This window comes from Martelella lutilitoris (genome assembly GCF_016598595.1).
Taxonomy (GTDB): Bacteria; Pseudomonadota; Alphaproteobacteria; order Rhizobiales; family Rhizobiaceae; genus Martelella; species Martelella lutilitoris_A.
This window is the reverse complement of sequence record NZ_CP066786.1, coordinates 1071887-1093568: the sequence shown is the minus strand read 5'-3', so window position 1 is coordinate 1093568 and position 21682 is coordinate 1071887. Positions and strand designations below refer to the sequence as shown.

The 21682-nt window shown below is 62.2% G+C and carries 19 protein-coding genes; 9 read left to right on the top strand and 10 right to left on the bottom strand.

Features of this window, described 5'->3' with window-relative positions; translation table 11 throughout:
- Window positions 1-21: 21 nt before the first annotated feature.
- Window positions 22-1668, bottom strand: a complete 1647-nt coding sequence (locus tag JET14_RS05015) for an acyltransferase (RefSeq protein WP_200337075.1) — start codon at window positions 1666-1668, stop codon at window positions 22-24.
- Between the two features lie 192 nt (window positions 1669-1860).
- Entirely contained in the window at window positions 1861-2247 is a 387-nt protein-coding gene (locus JET14_RS05010) for a DoxX family protein (RefSeq protein WP_036237249.1), read from the bottom strand.
- Between the two features lie 266 nt (window positions 2248-2513).
- Here JET14_RS05010 and JET14_RS05005 point away from each other — a divergent pair, with 266 nt between their 5' ends.
- Window positions 2514-4832 carry an NADP-dependent malic enzyme gene (locus tag JET14_RS05005; RefSeq protein ID WP_200337074.1) on the top strand — a complete coding sequence of 773 codons (2319 nt, stop codon included), beginning with the start codon at window positions 2514-2516 and terminating at the stop codon, window positions 4830-4832.
- A gap of 558 nt (window positions 4833-5390) precedes the next feature.
- Window positions 5391-6080 (top strand): helix-turn-helix transcriptional regulator, encoded by a 690-nt coding sequence (locus JET14_RS22695; RefSeq protein WP_246750521.1) that lies wholly within the window; start codon window positions 5391-5393, stop codon window positions 6078-6080.
- Window positions 6081-6103: 23 nt separating this feature from the next.
- Here JET14_RS22695 and JET14_RS04995 read toward each other — a convergent pair whose 3' ends face one another.
- Window positions 6104-6685, bottom strand: a complete 582-nt coding sequence (locus JET14_RS04995) for a thymidine kinase (RefSeq protein ID WP_200337073.1) — start codon at window positions 6683-6685, stop codon at window positions 6104-6106.
- 198 nt (window positions 6686-6883) lie between these two features.
- Between JET14_RS04995 and choV the strand changes: the two genes are divergently transcribed.
- The 5 genes from choV (at window position 6884) to JET14_RS04970 (ending at window position 11586) form a co-directional block, all read left to right on the top strand.
- Window positions 6884-7954: a choline ABC transporter ATP-binding protein gene (gene choV / locus JET14_RS04990; RefSeq protein ID WP_200337989.1), complete on the top strand. Its 1071-nt coding sequence runs from the start codon at window positions 6884-6886 to the stop codon at window positions 7952-7954.
- Window positions 7951-8667, top strand: coding sequence for a HugZ family protein (locus JET14_RS04985; protein WP_200337072.1), 717 nt, complete (start codon window positions 7951-7953; stop codon window positions 8665-8667). Before choV ends, JET14_RS04985 begins: the two co-directional genes overlap by 4 nt.
- 143 nt (window positions 8668-8810) lie before the next feature.
- Window positions 8811-9074 carry an ArsR/SmtB family transcription factor gene (locus JET14_RS04980; RefSeq protein ID WP_246750608.1) on the top strand — a complete coding sequence of 88 codons (264 nt, stop codon included), beginning with the start codon at window positions 8811-8813 and terminating at the stop codon, window positions 9072-9074.
- 238 nt (window positions 9075-9312) lie between these two features.
- Window positions 9313-10635 carry an aspartate aminotransferase family protein gene (locus JET14_RS04975; RefSeq protein ID WP_200337070.1) on the top strand — a complete coding sequence of 441 codons (1323 nt, stop codon included), beginning with the start codon at window positions 9313-9315 and terminating at the stop codon, window positions 10633-10635.
- Window positions 10636-10713: 78 nt separating this feature from the next.
- Window positions 10714-11586 carry an aldose 1-epimerase family protein gene (locus JET14_RS04970; RefSeq protein WP_200337069.1) on the top strand — a complete coding sequence of 291 codons (873 nt, stop codon included), beginning with the start codon at window positions 10714-10716 and terminating at the stop codon, window positions 11584-11586.
- A gap of 5 nt (window positions 11587-11591) precedes the next feature.
- On the opposite strand, the gene JET14_RS04965 is transcribed toward JET14_RS04970, so the two are convergent.
- The gene (locus JET14_RS04965; protein WP_200337068.1) at window positions 11592-13241 is read right to left on the bottom strand and encodes an alpha-glucosidase family protein; all 1650 of its coding nucleotides are present in this window, start codon (window positions 13239-13241) and stop codon (window positions 11592-11594) included.
- Between the two features lie 196 nt (window positions 13242-13437).
- On the opposite strand from JET14_RS04965, the gene JET14_RS04960 reads away from it, so the two are divergent.
- Complete coding sequence (locus tag JET14_RS04960; RefSeq protein ID WP_200337067.1) at window positions 13438-14472, top strand: glycosyltransferase family 4 protein; 1035 nt, start codon at window positions 13438-13440, stop codon at window positions 14470-14472.
- Here JET14_RS04960 and der read toward each other — a convergent pair whose 3' ends face one another.
- The 6 genes from der to JET14_RS04930 all read right to left on the bottom strand — a co-directional run bounded on the left by der (window position 14473) and on the right by JET14_RS04930 (window position 20642).
- A complete protein-coding gene (gene der, locus JET14_RS04955; RefSeq protein ID WP_200337066.1) occupies window positions 14473-15900 on the bottom strand; it encodes a ribosome biogenesis GTPase Der in 1428 nt (475 codons plus the stop codon).
- Window positions 15901-15919: 19 nt separating this feature from the next.
- A complete protein-coding gene (locus tag JET14_RS04950) occupies window positions 15920-16600 on the bottom strand; it encodes a tetratricopeptide repeat protein (RefSeq protein ID WP_200337065.1) in 681 nt (226 codons plus the stop codon).
- Window positions 16601-16717: 117 nt separating this feature from the next.
- Complete coding sequence (locus tag JET14_RS04945) at window positions 16718-17305, bottom strand: NnrU family protein (protein WP_200337064.1); 588 nt, start codon at window positions 17303-17305, stop codon at window positions 16718-16720.
- A gap of 96 nt (window positions 17306-17401) precedes the next feature.
- Window positions 17402-18673 carry a peptide antibiotic transporter SbmA gene (sbmA, locus tag JET14_RS04940; protein ID WP_200337063.1) on the bottom strand — a complete coding sequence of 424 codons (1272 nt, stop codon included), beginning with the start codon at window positions 18671-18673 and terminating at the stop codon, window positions 17402-17404.
- Window positions 18674-18809: 136 nt separating this feature from the next.
- The gene (gene map, locus JET14_RS04935) at window positions 18810-19568 is read right to left on the bottom strand and encodes a type I methionyl aminopeptidase (protein ID WP_200337062.1); all 759 of its coding nucleotides are present in this window, start codon (window positions 19566-19568) and stop codon (window positions 18810-18812) included.
- Window positions 19569-19595: 27 nt separating this feature from the next.
- Window positions 19596-20642, bottom strand: coding sequence for an LLM class flavin-dependent oxidoreductase (locus JET14_RS04930; RefSeq protein WP_200337061.1), 1047 nt, complete (start codon window positions 20640-20642; stop codon window positions 19596-19598).
- A 248-nt stretch (window positions 20643-20890) separates the two neighbouring features.
- Here JET14_RS04930 and JET14_RS04925 point away from each other — a divergent pair, with 248 nt between their 5' ends.
- Window positions 20891-21667, top strand: coding sequence for a 3-hydroxybutyrate dehydrogenase (locus JET14_RS04925; protein WP_138748739.1), 777 nt, complete (start codon window positions 20891-20893; stop codon window positions 21665-21667).
- Window positions 21668-21682 lie beyond the last annotated feature (15 nt).

The following is a 21682-nucleotide window of genomic DNA, read 5'->3' as shown; positions in this document are numbered from 1 at the left end:
TCCTTCCCTTCAATCGACGCGCTAAAGACCGAGGCCGACAGCCGCCGTGCGATGGACGCCCTTCGGCACATAGGACAGCGCATCCTCGCCCTTCAGCAGTTTCGCCGCCAGATGGATGACCGATAGCCACATTTCCGTGCCCTGCAGGCCCGCCTCCTGCCCGTCGGCAAAGGCAAACCCCGCATCAGCTTGCCAGCGTTCCGGCGCGCGAGCGATGATCACACGGGCCACCGCCTCGGCCTCGGAACGGCGGTGATCCGTCTGGGCAAGGCAGGTCAGAAGCGGATGGATCGTGTCGAGCAGGTTGCAGGCCGTATAGGCCGGCCCGGAAAAGCCGTCATGATTGCGGTAATTGGCAAGCACGGAATTGATCGCGGCTTCGGGATGCGGCACCGGCAGGCCGAACTGCGCATAAGTGCCCCGCGTCAGCCTGTAAAAGCCGTTGACCGGCTGAAGCAGGCCTTCTACCGCTGTCGGCGCGCCCCAAAGACCCGTCGCCCGGTCGACATGAAGCGCAAGCCAGCCGAACAGCGTTTCGCGCGCCCGGCCGGTTTCGAAATAGCGCGCGTTGAAATAAAGCGCCGTGCCGATCGCATCCACGGCAGCGCCCGCGCCCCAGGCGTTCTCCCGCCAGGGCAGGCTTTCCAGCCAAGCGCAAAGATCGGGCGCATCAAGCTCGACGGCTGCAATCCTGTGGTCCGGCCGGCTGCCGAGCACCTCCAGCGCATAACCGACAGAGAGCACGTTATAGAGCGCAATCCCGTCCTCGCGTAAGGGAAGATCCGGTTTCGGCGGCTGGCCGGGATCGGGAAAAAGGCCGGTAACGGGATCCTGCACCGCTTTCAGCGCGGCAATCGCGGTATCGACGTCCAATCCTTCCGGCCTTTCATCAAGCCCGGCGGCGATCTCGATCGCATCGCAGAGATGCCGCATGCTTGGACGCGCGGTTCCATCGGCCTCGCGGGAGACGTAGACGCCGTCACGCAGGTTTGCCGAAAGCACCACTCGCCATTCCGTCCCGATCTTTTCGCTGATATCCCGAAGCGCGCCATCGACGTCGCCGCCCGCCTTCGCGCGTTTCTCGCCGCGCTTTCGGATCGGCTTTGCGGGCACGCCGCCGGCGATCATATAGGGCGGAATATCGCGGGTCACGGTCGCGCCGGCGGCGATCACCGCGCCGCGCCCGATGCGCACGCCGTCAAGCACCACCACATTCGCGCCGATCCAGACATCGTCCTCGATGATGATGCCCCGGCTTTCATGCGGCTGGCGCGAGATCGGAATATCGGGATCCTCATAACCGTGGTTGAAGCCCATGATCTGCGCATGCGAGGCGATGCGCACATGATCGCCGCAGGTCACCTTTCCGGCAAGACAGGCATAGGCATTGACCGTGCAGTCGGCGCCAATCGCGATATCGCCGCGCACCACGGCATAGCCGGCAATGTAGGAGTCCGCACCGAGACGAAGCCTGTCGGTAAAGACCGCGGCCTTTTCCGCGACATAGGCCGTTTCGTCGATCACCGCCCCCGCGCGCCTTGCCAGGGCCACGCAGCGGGCCCGGTGGGCGGGGGCATCGATATCCTCCGGCCGGCGTTCCCATGTCAGGAACTGCAGCCGCGCCTCATGCAGGCGGGCATCGCTTTCGTTCTCAGGATCAGTGTTCATCCCGCCGCTCCGATCATCTTCAGGGCTTTCGACCGAGCCTGTTATGCGAGGCCGGCGCAGTGTCTTCAACCCATAACGCGCGACTGGCCGTTGCGATACCCCGCGCTGACATTGGAAAGGCGGACCGCCCCGCAAGAGGGGGCGGTTGATGATCATCGCGTCGCAATAAAGCCGGCCCGCAGGACGAGACGGTCAGCGCTTCCTCTTGCCGTCCAGGCTGAAGGCTCCGGGACCGGCAAAAACCATATACAGGAAGACAAAGCAGAACAGGATCGCCGCATCGCCGCCGTTGAGCGCCGGGAAGAAGCTGTTGGGCGCATGGAACATGAAATAGGCAACCGCCATCATGCCGGAAAGCACGAAGGCCGAAATGCGCGTGTAAAGCCCGACAATGATCAGAGCGCCGCCGACGATCTCCAGGATGCCGCCGAACCAGAGCAGCGAGAACATCGGCGGGTGCATGTCGGACACGGGAAAATGCAGGATCTTCTGGGTGCCGTGTTCAAGGAAGAGCAGGCCCGCAACGACCCTGAGCAGGGCCAGGAAGTAAGGCGCCATCGGCTGCAGCATTTTATTCATCTGTGACTCCATACGGTCTTTGGAAACAATCTGCGTCTTCGTGAGGCCGACTGGTCCTGACGCCAGAATACCTGAAAATGCGCTGAGTGAAACATCTGTCCCGGTAAACAGACAGTCGCCGGAAGGCGCTGGCCCGCAGCGCTTGAGGCCGGAGCCAAAACCGTGAGCCGTGCGACGGCGGTGGATTGAGTTTCGCCATTTCCGCCCATATAGTCGCCCGGCATTGAGGAGACCGGGCACCGGCGCCGGACAAGGAGACCAGGACGATGAGCGAACCCAAAGAAACCAAGGGCGCCGGAGAAGACCTGCAGCAGCAGGCGCTTTTCTACCACCGCTATCCGCGGGCCGGCAAACTCGAGATTCAGGCGATCAAGCCGCTCGGCAACCAGCGCGACCTGGCGCTTGCCTATTCTCCCGGCGTTGGCGCGCCCTGCATCGCCATCCACGACAACCCATCGGATGCGGCGAAATATACCTCGCGCAGCAACCTCGTCGCCGTCATCTCCAACGGCACGGCCGTTCTCGGACTTGGCAATATCGGCCCGCTCGCCTCCAAGCCGGTGATGGAAGGCAAGGCTGTGCTGTTCAAGAAATTCGCCGGCGTCGACGTTTTCGACATCGAGATCGACGCGCCGACCATCGATGAGATGGTCTCGACGATCTCAGCGCTCGAGCCGACCTTCGGCGGCGTCAACCTCGAGGACATCAAGGCGCCGGAATGTTTCGAGGTCGAGCGCATCCTGCGTGAGAAGATGCAGATCCCGGTCTTTCACGACGACCAGCATGGCACCGCCATCATCGTCGCTGCCGCGATCCTGAACGGACTTGAGCTTGCCGGCAAGTCGATCGAGAACGTCAAGATCGTGGCCTCGGGCGCGGGCGCCGCAGCGCTCGCCTGCCTTAACCTTCTGGTCTCGCTCGGTGCCAAACGGGAGAATATCTGGGTCTTCGATATCGACGGTCTCGTCTATCCGGGCCGCACCACCAATATGGACCGGTGGAAGGCGGTTTATGCCCAGGAAAGCGACGTCCACGCGCTGGCCGACCACATCGAGGGCGCCGACGTCTTCCTCGGCCTGTCGGTCGCGGGCGCGCTGAAGCCGGCGCTTCTGAAGCAGATGGCCGACAAGCCGATGATCATGGCGCTGGCCAATCCCGTGCCGGAGATCATGCCGGATCTCGCGCGCGCCGAACGCGAGGACGCGATGATCTGCACCGGCCGGTCGGATTTTCCCAACCAGGTCAACAACGTCCTCTGCTTCCCTTACATCTTCCGCGGCGCGCTCGATTGCGGCGCGCGCACCATCAACGAAGAGATGAAGATGGCCGCCGTCCGTGCAATCGCGGGGCTTGCCAAGGAGGAAGTCTGGGAGGTGCCGCATTCCTCCAGCGGCGAACCGCTGATCTTCGGGCCCGACTATCTGATCCCCTCCCCCTTCGATCCGCGCCTCATCCTGCGCATCGCGCCGGCCGTGGCGAAGGCTGCGGCCGAAAGCGGCGTCGCCGAGCGGCCGATCGGGGACTACGAAGCCTATTACGATCACCTCAACCGCTTCGCCTTCCGCTCCGGCCTTGTCATGAAGCCGGTCTTCGCCGCCGCCAAGGCGGCCGAGCCGAAGCGGGTGATCTTCTCCGACGGCGAGGACGAGCGGGTGATGCGCGCCGCCCAGGTGCTGGTCGAGGAAGGCATTTCCAGGCCCATTCTGATCGGACGGCCGAACGTGCTCGAGACCCGTATGAAACGCTACGGCCTCAGGATGCGGCCACAGGAGGATTACGACATCATCAACCCGGAAAGCGATTCGCGGTTTCGGGAATATGTCGAGGAATATCTCGGCTTCGTTGCCCGCAAGGGCGTGACGCCGGATCGCGCGCGCACCATCGTGCGCACCAATACCACGGTGATCGGCGCACTCGCCGTCAAGCGCGGCGATGCGGACGCGCTTCTGTGCGGCGTGGAAGGCCGTTTCGACCGGCATCTGCGCGATATCGGCAATATCATCGGCAAGCACGAGAATGTGCGCGATTTCTCCAGCCTGGGCCTGCTGATCTCCAACCGCGGCGCGACCTTCTTCGCCGATACCCACGTGACCTACTGCCCGACGCCCGAGGAGATCGCCGAAACCACGATCCAGTCGGCGCGCGCCGTCTCGCGTTTCGGCATGGTTGCCAAGGCAGCGCTCGTTTCCCATTCGAACTTCGGGTCACGCGATTCGGAAAGCGCCGCGCGCATGCGCGAGGCGCTCGCCATCATCCGCGAACGGATGCCGGACCTGGAAGTCGACGGCGAGATGCACGGCGACACCGCCATTTCCGATGTGCTTCGCAAGCGCGTCATGCCCAACAGCACGCTCGCCGGCGAGGCCAACCTCCTGGTCTTCCCCTCGCTCGATGCCGCGCATATCACCATGACGGTGGTCCAGGGCATGCTCGATGCGTTGCATGTGGGGCCGATTCTGCTCGGCAGCGCCCTTCCCGCACACATTCTTTCGCCCTCGGTCACCTCGCGCGGCATCGTCAACATGGCGACGCTTGCCGTGGTCGAAGCGGACCTGGCGCAGGAAGAGCATCGCCACGCGGGCTAGATTCGCGCTTTCAGCACGTTCTCCGTTCTGACGCATGCTCCCGCTTGCTGAACACCCTCAATATGCTTTCCGAAGACCGGTTCCGGTCTTCGGACCGATGCGCCAGGTCCGCTTCGTCCGAAGGGCGTTCCGAAGCGCCGGGTGAATGGCGCATCCGTTTTTCCCTGACCGGACGCGCCGGCAGGAAGAGCCGGTGCAGGCGAAACGCGCGCGCCCGAAAACGCGATCTCGCGACGGGCTGCTCCACCGTTCATGATTAGCATGGCTTTGCGCCGTCCACGCCCCTCCCGGACAGACCGGCGAATGCAGCAATCGATCTGGCGCGAAACTTACCCGTAAAAAGAGCATCTTTTATTTTAGCGCAACTCGACATTACCGGCGGTACATGTATATTGCCAGAAAAGGTTGCATGGCCGGTTGAGCGATCCGGCCACAACCGGGCTTGCCGGCAGATGCGCGGCAAACGGAGATCCTCATTGTTGCACTATGGAAAACAATAACAATACCAAGCGAGGCGAGGGCATGCGGCCTCCGGAAGAAGCCAAGACAGTTCAATTTATGCGCGATATCGACCTTGCCGCAGAGATCGAGATCCTTGCAAGGCTGCTCGCGTCGATTGCATCACATTTCGGCATGATCCATTTCACGCTGATGGATGTGCCGAAACCGCGGGCGGCAATCGCGCCTGTTCTCGTACACTGCACCACGCTGCCTCGTCCTTTCATCGAATCCCACGATCATGTCGGCCTCCTGCGCTCCATGCCCTTCGCGCCCGCCCACAGGCGCGCCGGCACGCCGCTGCAATGGTCTCTCGACGATATCCTCAAATGCGATGACCTGAGCCGGACCGATTTTGCCCAGCGGATGCGGGCCCTGGGGATCAATATGGGGGTCGTGTTCACTTTCGTCGCCGACATGGGCCGGCAGACGGCGCTCTTGTTTTTCGGCAATCGCGAGCCGCTCGGCAGCAAGGAAGAACTCGCCCTCACCCGCATCGCCCGGCGCGCCCTCAGGCGTCACGGCGAACTGCGCGATCCTCCCGGCCACCCCATGGGCAGCCTGTCGGCGCGCGAAACGGAGGTGATCCGCTGGACGGCAGAAGGCAAGACATCGCACGAGATCGGCGGCATTCTCGGGCTATCGGACCATACGGTCAACGCCTACCTGGCCAACGCCATCCGCAAGATGGATTGCGTCAACCGGGCGCAGCTAGTGGCCAAGGCGATCCGCCTCAATATCATCGACTGAGGCATTGCGCGGGCGCCTGGCGATTATCTCAACCCCGTCTTCTCCTTCCAGTGCTTGCGGCAATAGGAGACGTAGCGCTCATTGCCCCCTACTTCGATTTGCGGGCCGGCAAGCGCCACATTGCCCTCACCGTCAAGCCGGACCACCATGGTGGCCTTGCGTCCGCAATGGCAGATCGTCCGCACTTCGCGAATCTCGTCTGCCAAAACGAACAACTCCCGCGAGGCCGGGAACAGCTCGCCGCGAAAATCGGACCTGAGGCCGTAGGCCATCACCGGAAGGCCGAGTTCGTCCACAATCCGCGCAAGCTGCCAGACATGACCGGCTGTGGCGAAATGCGCCTCATCGACAAACAGGCAATCGATGGCCTTCTCGCCGTTCAGTCGACCGGCCAGTTCAAAGAGATCGGTCTCGGGCCCGAATGTCACGGCATCGGCCTTGAGCCCGATGCGGGACGAGACGACGCCCTTGCCGGCCCGATCATCGAACTCCGCCAGCAGGATCACGGCATGCATGCCGCGCTCGCGATAATTATAGGCCGCCTGCAGAAGCAGCGTCGATTTTCCCGCGTTCATCGTCGCGTAGTAATAGTGAAGCTTGGCCATTCCACCGATCCTTCCGGCTTTCTTTTGCCGAAAACGGCGGGCGCCGATAAGGCGCAAAATGCCGCAAATCACAGAAAAGACGCCGGGTCGGCCTTCGGCGACGGCAGTCAGCGCCCTTGTCGCGGCGGCCGGTTTGTGGAAAAGATCGCGCGGGCGCCCGCCGCCCGGTTCTCCGTCATCCGTTTCGAAAGCCCTTCGATGAACAAGGCCCTCGAACTGCGAAATATCGATATCGTGTTCGGCAAGCGTCCCAGGCGCGCCCTGCCGTTGATCGACGCCGGCCTTTCTCGCGATGACGTTCTGAAGAAGACGGGAAACCTTGTTGGCGTCAGCGATGCCTCGCTTGCGGTCGGCGAGGGCGAGATCGTCGTGCTGATGGGTCTTTCGGGTTCCGGAAAATCGACGCTGCTGCGCGCCGTGAATGGCCTGGCGCCGGTAACCCGCGGTACGGTGGAGGTTCAGACCGAGAACGGGCCGATCAACCCCTACGCCGGTGGCGGCCGCGCGCTGCGGGCGCTCAGGAACCGTTCGGTAGCCATGGTTTTCCAGCAGTTCGCCCTGTTGCCATGGCGCAGCGTTGCCGAAAACGTCGCGTTCGGACTTGAACTTGCAGGCACCCCCAAGAAGGAGAGACGCGATCGGGTCGAGGAACAGCTGGCCCTTGTCGGCCTCACGGATTGGGCCGATCAGCCGGTTCATGCCCTGTCCGGCGGAATGCAGCAAAGGGTGGGGCTGGCGCGCGCGCTTGCCACCGGCGCTCCGGTGTTGTTGATGGACGAGCCGTTCTCCGCGCTTGATCCGCTGATCCGCGCCCATCTTCAGGACGAGTTGCTGTCGCTTCAGGATCGATTGAGGAAGACCATTCTGTTCGTCAGCCATGACCTCGACGAGGCCATCAAGCTCGGCAACAGGATCGCGATCATGCAGGCGGGCAGGATCGTCCAGACCGGCACGCCGCGCGAGATCGTCAGCAGACCGGCGAGCGGCTACGTCGCCGATTTCGTCGCCCATGCCAACCGCTTTGCCTTTCTGACGGCAGAAGACATCATGCAGCCCGTGACCGACCGGGCACGGCTCGATGTCCGCATATCGGCGACGGTGAAGCCCGGCACGTCGGCGGCAGCGCTCCTGCGCGCGCTTTCCGAGCGTCCGGGCACGATCGGCGTCGTCGATCGCGGACGGATTGCCGGAACGATTACCGAGCAGGACATGATGATGCACCTTGCCGCCGCCCGCCCGACCGAGACCGGACAGGAGGAAACCCGATGAACAGAAATATCCTGCGCGAAACCGACGGGGCCGCAAGGGCGCTGGCCCGCAGGCTTGTCCGGGAAGCCCCTTACGCCGCGCTTGCCGTCAACGAAGAGGAAACCGGCTTCCCGCTCGCAAGCCGCGTTCTGCTGGCAACCGATATTGACGGCGCACCGGCGATCCTGGTCTCCGGGCTTTCCGTCCACACCCGCGCGATCGAGGCGGACGACCGCGTTTCAATCCTGACCGGAGAGCCGGCCAAGGGCGATCCGCTGGCCCACCCGCGCCTGACCACGCGCTGCCATGCACGCCTTGTTGATCGCGAAAGCGTGCACCACGCCTGGTTGCGCCGGCGCTTTCTCAGCCGGCACCCGAAAGCAAAAACTTACATTGACTTCCCCGATTTCAACCTGTTCCGCCTGGAGCCGGTTTCGGCCAATCTCAACGGCGGCTTCGGCAAGGCGTTCGTCCTGGAAGGGGCGGACCTTGTCCGGCCCGACGCATTGAAGTCCTATCGGTGGTTCGATTCCTCCTACGCTGCAAAGCATGCGGAAGGCATGTTCCTTCAAGTCGAAAACAAAGACTACGCATTTATAGATATCGACCCTGAAGGTATATATTTTAGAGAAAGACGAATTATAGCGCGGCATGATTTTGAAAAAGTCTCGACTAATCATGATGAATTGCTTGAACTTGTCCACGAATTCGCCTGCAAAATACCCAAAATTTAAGATTACTTTTTTATAAAAGCTTGTGTAAGTTTCTCTTGTTATACATGACTTGTGTAGCGTCGATGTCCAGCAAAGGAATCATCACCGTGAGAACAAACACACAAACGGACAAAACCGCTGTTGCAGCCTGTCTTCTTGCAGCCATGGCCAACCCGAAACGCCTCCAGATTCTCTGCGTTCTGATCGAGAATGAAATGCCCGTCGGCGCGCTTGCCAACAGGGTAGGGTTGAGTCAGTCGGCGCTCTCGCAACACCTCTCGAAGTTGCGGGCGCAGAACCTGGTTGAAACCCGTCGCGAGGCGCAGACGATCTATTACAGCACCCACGCGGAGCCGGTGAAGAAACTGCTCGACACGCTCGATGACATTTATGACCGCTCGGGCTGGCGCGACACGCTTGCGAGTTGACCTCGCAGGCTGAGCCCGTGCGGACCGCCGCTTCCGGTGCTGGCAATCGGAGCGGTTCGGCAGTCGGCGAAATCCCGCCGGGGTGCAGAAAGGACCAAGGCGCGAGCCGCCTCCATTTGCGTTCCTCGCGCACGCCTTCCAGCTTGACGGCGCTCCATCCGCTGATAACGTGCTCCACCGTATAATTCAAAAAAAGCACTGCCCGGCAAACGGGTCGCTTTCTTCTGTGGAGCAGCTTATGTCCGACCGCGTCGCCCCCAACAACCTCGAAGCCTTCTGGATGCCGTTCACCGCAAACCGGCAGTTCAAGAAGGCGCCGCGCATGTTCGCTTCGGCCAAGGACATGTATTACAAGACGGTCGACGGACGCACCGTGCTCGACGGCACGGCCGGGCTGTGGTGCGTCAATGCCGGCCATTGCCGACCGAAGATCACCGAAGCGATCCGCGCCCAGGCCGGCGAGCTCGACTATGCGCCCGCTTTTCAGCTTGGCCATCCGAAAGCCTTCGAACTCGCCAACCGTCTGGTGGACCTCGCGCCTGAGGGCATGGGCCACGTCTTCTATACCAATTCCGGCTCCGAATCCGTCGATACCGCGCTGAAGATCGCGCTGGCCTACCACCGGGTGAAGGGCCAGGGCGAGCGCTTCCGTCTGATCGGCCGCGAGCGCGCCTATCACGGCATCAATTTCGGCGGCACATCAGTCGGCGGCATCGTCTCGAACCGCAAGATGTTCGGCACGCTTTTGACCGGCGTCGACCACATTCCCCATACGCACCTGCCGGAGAAGAACGCCTTCACCAGGGGCCAGCCCGAACACGGCGCCGACCTTGCCGACACGCTGGAACGAATCGTCGCGCTGCATGACCCTTCCACGGTCGCCGCCGTCATCGTCGAGCCCGTGGCCGGCTCCACCGGCGTCCTCATTCCGCCAAAGGGCTATCTCCAGCGGCTGCGCGAAATCTGCGACAAGCACGGCATCCTGCTGATCTTCGACGAGGTGATCACCGGTTTCGGGCGCATCGGCGCCCCTTTCGCGGCCGAGTATTTCGGCGTGACGCCGGATATCATGACCACCGCCAAGGGACTGACCAACGGCGTCATCCCCATGGGCGCGGTATTCGTCAAGGACGAGATTCACGACGCCTTCATGAACGGCCCGGAGCACATGATCGAGTTCATGCACGGCTACACCTATTCCGGCAACCCGATCGCTTCCGCAGCCGGCCTTGCCACGCTCGAGACCTACCAGGACGAGGGATTGCTGACCCGGGCCAAGGAGCTTTCGCCCTATTGGGAAGAGCAGCTTCATAGCCTGAGGGACTGTCCGCATGTTATCGACATCCGCAATCTCGGCCTGATCGGCGCAATCGAGCTGGAGCCGATCGCCGGCGAGCCGACCAAGCGCGCCTTCTCCGCCTTCCTCAAGGCCTATGAAGACGGACTTCTGATCCGCACCACCGGAGACATCATCGCGCTGTCGCCGCCGCTGATCATCTCGAAGTCCGAAATCGACGAGTTGTTCGACAAGCTGCGCACGGTTCTGATGAACAATATCTGAGACCCAGGCGCCCGGCGCGGCAAAACCTCTGCCGGGCATTCCCTTCTTCTCGCAACGAGAGCGCCACGAGGCCCGACCATGACAGACGCCATCCGCATCGCCAACGAAGCTCTTGCCGTCACCGTCTCGCCGCTCGGCGCCGAGACGCAGTCGATCAGGACCGCCGGCGGAAGCGACTGGCTGTGGAACGGAGACCCTGAATTCTGGTCGGGACGCGCGCCAATCCTGTTTCCGATCGTCGGCAAAGCGCCTGACGACCGGGTGGAAATCGGCGGCGAGCCCTTCGCCATGAAGCAGCACGGCTTTGCCCGAAAGAGCCTGTTCACGCTCGAAGAACAGACGGAAACGCTCTGCCGCTTCGTCCTGGCGGACACGGCCGAAACACGGAAATCCTATCCCTTCGCCTTCCGCCTCGCGATCGAACATGCGCTGGAAGGCAAAACGCTCACCGTTTCGGCAACGGTCGAGAACAATGACGACAGGCCAATGCCCTTCGGCTTCGGCTTCCACCCGGCTTTCCGCTGGCCGATGCCCGGCATGAACAAGGGCCATGTCCACCACATCACCCTCGCAAACCGCGCGGAGCCGGAGATGATCCGCCTGCGCGACGGACTTCTGGATCTCTCTCGCCTGCCCTCTCCCTTTTCCGAGGGCATCCTCGCGCTGGACCATGACTATTTCGAGGACGACGCGATGATCTTCCCGGAAGGCGCCGGCGACCGCCTCATCTTTAGCGCCGAAGACGGCCCCGCCCTTCATTTCGTTTTCGAGGGCCTTCCCAATCTGGCGCTATGGACCAAGCCCGGCGCGCCCTATATCTGCGTCGAACCCTGGCACGGCATGGCCGCCGCCCATGGAAAGGGAGCCGCGCTCGAGGCGCGGCCGTTTACCAAGATCCTGCCGCCGGGCGAAAGCGCCCGTTTTGCCTTCAGCGTCACCATCGACGCCTGAAACCCTCACAGTTTCGCGCAAAAGCCGTCAAAGGCGCCCAGATCGACATGGGCGCCGTTCAGAACCCCGGTCATGCCCGGCAGGTCGAGACTGTCGACATGCTCGAGCGCGATCTGCAGCGGCACGGATTGCGGCGTGTCGGCGAAATTGTAGACGAAGAGCAGCGTCTTTCCGTCCTTTTCCCGCGTGAACATCAGCACGTCTTCATTGTCAGTCTCCATGAAGGCGATATCTCCATCGAAAAGCGCGTCGTGCTCGGCGCGGAAGGACAGCACGGCGCGGTAGTGGTTATAAACCGTGTCGGGCTCAGGCGCTTGCTCGAACACAGAAAGCGGCAGGTGCTCCCGCGGAACAGGAAGCCAGGGCCTGTCAGCCGTGGTGAAGCCGGCATGGGGCGCGACATTGCTCCACGGCATCGGCGTGCGGCAGCCATCGCGCCCCTTGAAGGAGGGCCAGAAGCGGATGCCGTAGGGGTCCTGCAGATCCTCGAAGGCAATCTCCGCCTGCGGCAGGCCGAGCTCCTCGCCCTGATAGAGGCAGATGGAGCCGCGCAGGGTCGCCAGCAGCGAAATAGCAAGTTTTGCCACCGGCTCGCGTTCGGCTTCGGTTCTGGCAAAGCGTGAAGCGTGGCGATCGACGTCATGGTTGGAAAACGCCCAGCACACCCAGCCGTCCTTGACCGTGGCAAAGAAATTTTCCACGCAGTTGCGGATATGCGCCGGCGAAAAATTCGGCCCGAGAAAGTCGAACGTGTAGCACATATGCAGCTTGTCATTGCCGGACGTATAGGCGGCAACCGTCTTCAACGAGCGCGCGCCGTCTCCGACCTCGCCCACAGATGTGCGATCGCCATATTCATCGAGAAGCGCCCGGAAGCGCTGCAGAAAGGCGATATTCTCCGGTCGCGTCTTGTCGTAGATATGCTGCTGGAAGCCGTAGGGGTTCACATCGGGCGCATCAAGGCCGGCCGGTCCAAGCTCGCCGTCGACCGCCGGATTGTCGCGCAGTTTCTCGTCGCAGAAATAATAGTTCACCGTGTCCAGGCGGAAGCCGTCGACGCCGAGCTCAAGCCAGAAGCGGACCGTTTCGAGCAGCGCGTCCTGAACCGCCGCGCAATGGAAATTGAGGTCCGGTTGGCTGGCCAGGAAATTATGCATGTAATACTGCTTGCGCGTGCCGTCCCACTCCCAGGCCGGACCGCCGAAGATCGACAGCCAGTTGTTGGGCGCGGTCCCGTCCGGCTTGGCATCGGCCCAGACGAACCAGTCCGCCTTGTCATTCACCTTGCTCTTGCGGCTTTCCTTGAACCAGGCATGCTGGTCGGAGGTGTGGGAAAGCACCTGGTCGATAATAACCTTGAGCCCCAGCCGGTGGGCCTCTGCCACGAGCGCCCTGAAATCATCGAGCGTGCCGAACATCGGGTCGACATCGAGATAGTCGGAAACATCATAGCCCATGTCCGCCATCGGCGAGGTGAAGAAGGGCGAAAGCCAGACCGCATCGACGCCGAGTTCGGCGACATAGGCAAGCCTGCGGGTAATCCCCGGCAGATTGCCGATCCCGTCGCCGGTCGTATCCTGAAACGAGCGCGGATAGATCTGGTAGATGACGCCGCCGCGCCACCATGCGCCGTTTTCGCTTTTCTCGTCGGTCATCGAAAATTCCTTGCTGAAATGGTCTGAGATCTCCGGCCGCCAGCCTATCGTCGCGCCGGCGTCAGGTAAATGGAGAAGGCGCGCGATCGGCCGCTGGCGTTTGCGGCGAAATCGCGGTGTAATAAGGCTGTAACATCACTTGGATAACAGGGCCGGACCGGCCGGACTGCGCCGGCGGAAGAATCGGTAGACCGACGTGAACGAAAGCGCGCCCAAGAGACTGACGCTTGTGTCCGATGCCTGGCATCCGCAGGTCAACGGCGTGGTTCGCTCGATCGAGAACACCAACCACGAACTGGAGAAGATGGGCCTCACGGTGACGATGATCACGCCCGATCTTTTTCGCAGCATGCCGATGCCGACCTATCCGGAAATCCGGCTGGCGCTCGCGACATACGGGCAGATTGCCCGAAAGATAGAGGAAAGCGCGCCGGAGTTCGTCCATATCGCCACCGAGGGGCCGCTCGGCTTCAAGGCGCGCCGCTATTGCCTGAAGAACGGAATGCGGTTTACCACCAGCTATCACACCCGCTTTCCCGAATATGTCGCCGCACGCCTGCCGATCCCGAAGGATATGCTCTACGGCATCGTCCGCCGGTTTCACAATTCCGGCAACGGCTGCATGGTGGCGACCGACAGTCTGGCGCGTGAACTGGAGACACGCGGCATCCACAACCTGATGCGCTGGAGCCGCGGCATCGACAATGCGCTGTTTCACCCCCGGCGGAAATCGGAAGCGCCATTCGGCGGCCTCAAGCGGCCGATCTTCCTCACCGTCGCCCGCGTCGCCGTGGAAAAGAACCTTCCCGCGCTGCTCGCGCTCGACCTGCCCGGCAGCATCGTCGTTGTCGGCGACGGGCCGGCGCGCAGGACGCTTGAGGAAAAATACCCCAATGTGCACTTTGCCGGCATGTTGCAGGACGAGGCGCTGGCGAAAGCCTATGCGGAAGCGGATGTTTTCGTCTTCACGTCGAAGACCGACACCTTCGGCAACACGATCATCGAGGCGCTTTCGAGCGGCGTGCCCGTCGCGGCCTTCCCCGTGACCGGCCCGAGCGACATCCTCGGCGGCCATGAGCAGGCCGGCGCGCTCGACGACGACCTGAGTGCCGCCTGCCTCAAGGCGCTGGAATGTTCGCCGGAAGCGGCGCGCGACCTGGCTCTGACCTATACGTGGGAGGCGGCTGCGCGGCAGTTCTACGACAACATGCTTGTCGCCCACGGGCCCTGATCAGCGCTTCTTCTTGCGCTTGTGCTCGAAAGGATTGTCGCCGGCGCGGAAATGAATGCGGATCGGCACGCCCGGCATATCGAAATCGGCGCGCAGACCATTGGTCAGATAGCGGATATAGCTTTCCGGCACGGCATCCGGCCTGGTGCAGGAGATCATGAAGCCGGGCGGACGGGTTTTCACCTGCGTCATGTATTTCATCCGAAGGCGCCGGCCGGAAACGGCGGGCGGCGGGTGGCTGACCGTCTGGCCGTCGAGCCAGCGATTGAGTCTGGCCGTCGAGATGCGACGGTTCCACACCTTGTCGGTATCGGCGACCGCCTGCATCAGCTTGTCGAGGCCGGTGCCCCGCTCGCCGGAAATCGGCACGGCGCGAATGCCGCGCGCCTGCGGCAAAAGCCGCTCTGTCTTCTCGCGCAAATCCGCCAGCACCTGCTGGCGGTCCTCGATCATGTCCCATTTGTTGAACGCGATCACGGCCGCCCTGCCCTCGCGCAGCACGAGATCGACAATCTGCAGGTCCTGCTTTTCAAACGGGATCGTGGCATCGAAGACGATCACCACGCATTCGGCAAAACGGATGGCGCGCAGCGCGTCGGAGACGGAAAGTTTTTCAAGTTTTTCGACCACCCGCGCCTTGCGGCGCATGCCGGCGGTGTCGAACAGCTTGATCGGCCGGCCGCGCCACTCCCACTCCACCGAAATGGAATCGCGGGTGATGCCGGCCTCCGGCCCGGTCAGAAGACGCTCTTCGCCGAGATAGCGGTTGATCAGCGTCGATTTTCCGGCGTTCGGACGGCCCACGATCGCGACCCGCAAGGGCTTGCTGTCGTCATAGGGGGCGGCCTCTTCCGGGTTGTCGGCCTCTTCCTTCGTCAGCATCACATCGGTGAGCGCCTCCTCGGCAGGCTCTTCCTTTGGAAAGGCGCGCTCCTCGCCGATCGCCTCGATGATCGCCTCGCGCAGATCGTTCATGCCCTGGCCATGTTCGGCGGAAATCGGACAGGGCTCGCCCAGGCCCAGCGTGAAGGCATCATAAAAGCCGGCATCCGAGCCGCGCGCCTCTGCCTTGTTGGCAACCAGCACGACGGGCTTGCCGCGGCGGCGCAGCAGTTCGGCAAGCGTTGCGTCGGCGGGCGTCAACCCGGCCTTGGCGTCGATGAGAAAGAGCGAAAGGTCGGCTTCGTCGATCGCCGCTTCCGTCTGCGCGCGCATGCGCCCCGGCAGCGTGTCGGCGGCAGCCTCTTCAAGGCCGGCCGTATCGATGATGGTGAAGCGGAGATCAAACAGCCGCGCATCGCCCGGCCGGCGGTCGCGGGTCACCCCCGGCGTGTCGTCGACGAGCGCCAGCTTCTGCCCGACCAGACGGTTGAACAGCGTGGACTTGCCGACATTCGGCCTTCCGACGATTGCGACCTTGAAACTCATCTATTCCTCTCGGGCCGGCTTAGCCGGCATCCTGGATTTCGCCGTTGGCGGTCATCACCTCGAGCAGAATCTGCGCGCGGTTCAGCACGTTGCGCGGCGCTTCCGGATCATTGGCGACGTCCTCGAACCATTCCTGGGCGCGGGCATAATCCTGATGGGCATAGGCGGAAAGACCGAGGATCTCGCGCGCGGAAAAACGGAACGGGTTGCCGTCATTGGCAAGTTCCTCCACTTCCGCCGACACCTGTTCATAGGTTCCGGTATCGACCAGCAGCCAGCCGGCGCGCAGCTTGGCAGCGTCGCGGATCGCTTCCGGCACGCTGCGATCCTTGCCGATCGAAGAGAAGGCGGAGACGGCTGCGGCCGTATCGCCCGCTTCGGAAAGAAGCGTCGCTGCGCGCAGTTCGGCAAGAACCGGATAGGCCCCATGGCCTTCGGACTCGAGCTTCGACAGCGTCTCTTCGGCGGCGGCAAGATTGCCGGCCTCGATCTGGTTCAGCGCGGTCAGGAAAACATCACCGGACTGGGCCGCTTCACGCGCCTGCCAGTATTCATAGCCGCGCCAGCCCGCGGTTCCGACGACGAGCAGGACGGCAAGGGCAATCAGATAACGCCCGAAGCGCCGCCACGCATCCTTCATCCTGTCGGAACGCAGCTCCTCGTTGACCTCGCGAATAAAACTGTCGTCCTGATTTGCCATTCCGTCACTCCGGCACGAATTTCATTCTCCAGTGCCGGGCCTTCTAGCCGTTTTTTCATCCCGTTGTAAGGGAAAAAGCCGCGGGGCAACGGTGATATTGCACCGGGCGGCCTGTTTTCACATGGCGAGCGGCACCGGAACGCCGATCAGCCAGATGTGAAGCTTCCAGATGAACAGTCCCCAGAGCACGACCCCGAGGACGAAAGCATAGGCGTCGTAGCGCGCGGAGACGAAGGGTTTGCGACTGCAATTGCCGGAGCGCTCGCGCCGTGCCAGCGAAATCCTGAGGATCACCGCCCAGACGAGAAGGCCGGCAAAGAGGATGACGGATGCCGCCTCGCCATTGGCCAGAAGATGGCCGAAAGCCCAGATCTTCACGGACAGCACCATCGGATGCTTGGCCATCGTCGTGATCCGACCCGGCGGAAAGAAGCTTGCGGCAAGACAGATCATCGCAAGAAGCATCAGAAGAAGGGTGACGTGCGCCATCCAGAAGGGCGGCGTGTAGAGCACGATGCCTTCCTGACGGGCCCGGCCGAAGGCCCAGATCATGAAGACGAGCGCTACCAGCGCCGCGAGCGAAAAGCCCCCCTTCCAACCGTTCTCGCCCAGACGATCGATCATCGAGCGGCGAAACCCCGGCGCGAAAGTGTTGATGAGATGAATGCCCGTGAAAACCAGCACCGCAACGATGAGCATGACCATGGCGCTATCCCCCTGAAGGCGCGAAATACCGCCAGCACAATAGGCGCGAAACACCGCCGTTTGAAGTCGCTTCAGACGGCGGCGGTTTCAATTTTCTCAGTCGGGATGCGTATCGGCCACCGCGCCGCCCGGCTCCTGATAGTCCTCGCGGTCGATCTCCGGCAGTTGCTGACCGAAGATCGCAGCCTCGAAGGCCTTCAGGCGCTTGTAGATCGAGATCAGCTCGATAATCGTCGACCAGGACATCACGAGATACTGGAACGAGGAGGCAACCTGGCCGAAAGCCGTCACGATCTGCTGTACGAGACCGTAGGTCACCGCGCCGGCGACAATTGCCGGGACCAGAATGAAATAGCCGAAGATATTGTCGGCCTGGAGGTAGAGACTGCGGGCGAGATTGAAATAGGTGTAGTGCAGATAGAGCCGGAAATAGTTGCGGCGCACATTGGTGAAGAGCTCCTGCAGCGTCACCGGATCGGCCCGGTCCTCATGGTCCTCGCCATAGACGAGTTCCTTACGGTAGGCGGCCTCGACGCGCTGATTGCGGAACTCCAGCCCCGGAAGCTTGATGCCCACAACAACCAGCAAGATCGTGCCGAACAGCGACCAGAAGATCGCCGCGGTGAAAAGCGGAGCGGGAATCGCGCCGACGATCGGCAGTTCGGTGACATATTGCGACAGCGAGAACAGCACCGGCAGAAAGGCGATCAGGGTCATCACCGAATCGATCATCGAAACGCCGAGCCCCTCCATGATCGAGGCGAAGCGCATCGTGTCTTCCTGAACGCGCTGGGATGCGCCTTCGATATGACGGACGCGTTCCCACATGCCGGTGTAGTAGTCATTCATCGCCGTGCGCCAGCGGAAGATATAGTGGCTGATGAAGAAGCGCGAAACGATGAAAAGGGTGACGCTCAGAAAGGCGATCTGCAGGAAGATCAGCATCAGCGTATAAAAGTCGCCGACCGTTATGCCGCCTTCGCCCTGAAGTGCCGCCTGCAACGTATCCCCGAAAGGACGGCGCCAGTTGTTGATGGCAACCGAGATCTGCACCGAAAAATAGGTGACGAAGATGATCAGCTGCGACCCCCACACCGACCAGGGCTGCCATTTGCGATTATCGCCGACGATCCACCAGAAAACGCCGAAGATCACCGAGAACACGGCATAATAGAGGTAGAACCACAGGAAGTCGGGCGTTACGAAATGGGCAAGCCCGATCGGCTGCTCGCCTTCCGGATAGGGCGCGAAGCCTACGGCGACGCCAAGCTCGCGCACCACGCCGTACCAGCCGGCGATCGCGACCAGCGCCCATATCAGGGCGGAGGCGAAAAACAGTTTCGGCTTCGGAAAAAACGACTGAAACAAGAGGCAGACCTTCCGCAAGAGCACGAGAACGAGAACGAAGGAGTTCGCTGCCCATCTATGGCAAAAAACGGCCGAAAGAGAAATTAAACATTGTTCAGGTCTTGCAGACGCCTTCGCGCCGCAAGCGGAGAGCAGGCTACTCGCCCCCGGGAAGCGTCAGGATCACCGGGCCGTTTCGGGTTGCCACCAGCGTGTGCTCGAACTGGACCGTCAGCGCCTTGGGAATCGAATAAAGCACCCAGTCGCGGTCCTCTTCCTCCTCGGCGAATTCGCCGCCGAGAGAGAGGAAAGGCTCGACCGTGAACACATGCCCCTCGGCAATGCGCCGCCGTTCGCTCGGGTCCGGCCAGGTGGAAAGCTCGGCGGGCTCCTCGTGCAGCGAGCGGCCGATGCCGTGGCTCGCGAGGTTGCGGATCAGCGAATAGCGGTTCTTGCGGGCAAAATCGCCGATGGCATTGCCGATATCGGCGAAATCGCCGCCGGGTTTCACCTGGTTGATGCCCGTCCACATCGCCCGCTTGCCGTCGCGGCAGAGGCGCTTGATCTTCGCTGTCACCGGCGGCACGGCGAATGATGCGCCGGTGTCGGAGAAAAAGCCGTTCTTCTCGGCCGAAACATCGATATTGACGAGGTCGCCGGCGGCAATCACCCGGTCGCCCGGAATGCCGTGGGCAACTTCCTCGTTGACGGAAATGCAGGTGGCTCCGGGAAATCGATAGGTCACTTCCGGCGCCGACTGCGCGCCGTTGTCCTCCAGGAACCTACGGCCGATATTGTCCAGTTCAAGCGTCGTAATGCCGGGCTCCAGCGCCTTCGACATGATGTCGACCGCGCCCGCGCAGATGCGACCGATCTCCTTCAGGGCCTGAAGCTCTTCTTCTGTCGTGACGATCATCCAGGCCCTCTTTTCACCATTCCAATTCTAAACCGGTTCGCCATCGGCGAGCATTTCGCGCACCATCGGCGCGACCCTTTTGCCGAACAGCTCGATGGCATGCAACACTTGCGCTTGCGGCACAAGCCCGACGGCGAACTGAATCATGAACCGGTCGAGACCGAAAATGCGCTGGTGGGCGACAATCTTGCGCGCAAGGTCCTCCGGCCCGCCGACGAAGAGCGCGCCTTCCGGTCCCATCGAGGCATCGAACTGCGCCCGGCTTTGCGGCCCCCAGCCGCGCTCGCGTCCGAGCCTGTCCATCACCGCCTTTTGCGGTTCGAAGAAGATGTCGGCGGCTTCCTCGGCCGTATCGGCGAGAAAACCGTGGACGGAAATGCCGCGCTTCAGCTTCGCCGGATCGTGGCCGGCCTGAAGCCCCGCCTGGCGGTGGATATCGAAGAGCGGCGCAAACCGGCGCGGCTGACCGCCGAGGATGGCGATGATCAGCGGCAGGCCGAGAAAGCCGGCACGCGCCATCGACTGCGGCGTGCCGCCGGCGGCGATCCAGACCGGCAGCGGATTCTGCACCGGACGCGGATAGACAGACTGATCGGCGAGCGGCGCGCGCGTATTGCCCGACCAGGTGACCTTCTCGTTTTCGCGGATATTCAACAGGAGATCGAGTTTTTCCGAAAACAGCTCGTCATAGGCTTCCAGCGGATAGCCGAAAAGCGGAAAGCTTTCGATGAAGGATCCACGCCCTGCCATGATTTCCGCCCGGCCCGAAGACAGCAAGTCGACGGAGGAAAACAGCTGGAACACGCGCACAGGATCATCCGACGACAGGATCGAGACCGCGCTCGTCAGCCGGATATTCTTGGTGACCGTGGCTGCACCCGCCAGAACCGTTGCCGGCGAGGAAACAAGATAGTCGACGCGGTGATGCTCGCCGACGCCGAAGACATCGAGCCCGACATCGTCGGCCAGCCTGATCTCCTCCATCAGGTCCTTCATTCGGCGTTCGGCCTCGCGCCCGCGATCAATGCCGTCAGACGGATCGACATCGGCAAATGTGAAGACACCCAGTTCCATCGGTTTGTCCTTTCAAGTCAGAACCTGAATTGCGTTGGCCCTGATATGGAGCATTGCCTGCCGCAAGTCACGGGATCGAGCGTCGCCGCGCCTGAAACGCTGTGTTCACACCCTGCTCCGCGCTCCGGCGCCGGACGCCCATTTCTTGGCCCCGCCCGGCATGCAAGCAATTGCATGGCCTCTGGTTTGCGCATAACCTTTCAGGCGAATAGCGAACAACAACAAGAATCGGGAATGGCAGACATATCATGGCGCGTACAGTAGTGGTGACCGGCTCGACCAGCGGCATAGGCCTCGGCATCGCCGAAGGCTTCGCGAAGGCCGGAGACAATCTCGTCATCAACGGTTTCGGATCGGAAGAGGCGATCAATCAGGCCGTCGATCGCATCGGCAGTCTCGGCGAGGGATCGGTGATCTACCACCCCGCCGACATGACCAAGCCAGACGAGATCGCGGATCTGATCGCGACTGCCGACAAGACCTTCGGCGGGCTCGACGTGCTGGTCAACAACGCCGGCGTGCAGCATGTCAGCCCGATCGAGGATTTTCCGCCGGAAAAATGGGACCAGATCATCGCCATCAATCTGACAAGTTCCTTTCACACCATCCATCATGCGGTTCCGCTGATGAAGAAGGCGGGCCACGGCCGGATCATCAATCTGGTCTCCGCCCACGGGCTGGTCGCCTCGCCTTTCAAGTCCGCCTATGTGGCGGCGAAACACGGCATGATGGGGCTGACGAAGACGGTCGCGCTGGAACTGGCCCGTCACAGCATCACCGTCAACGCCATCTGCCCCGGTTATGTGCTGACGCCGCTCGTGGAAAAGCAGATCCCGGATACGGCGAAGGCGCGCGGGATGACGGAGGAACAGGTGAAAACCGACGTTCTTCTGGCCGCCCAGCCGACCAAGCAGTTCGTGACCGTCGAGCAGATCGCCGCCGCGGCGCTTTATCTAGCGAGCGACGCCGCCTGCCAGGTCACCGGCACGCATATTTCGATTGACGGCGGCTGGACCGCGCAATAACGCCGGCCTCCGGAT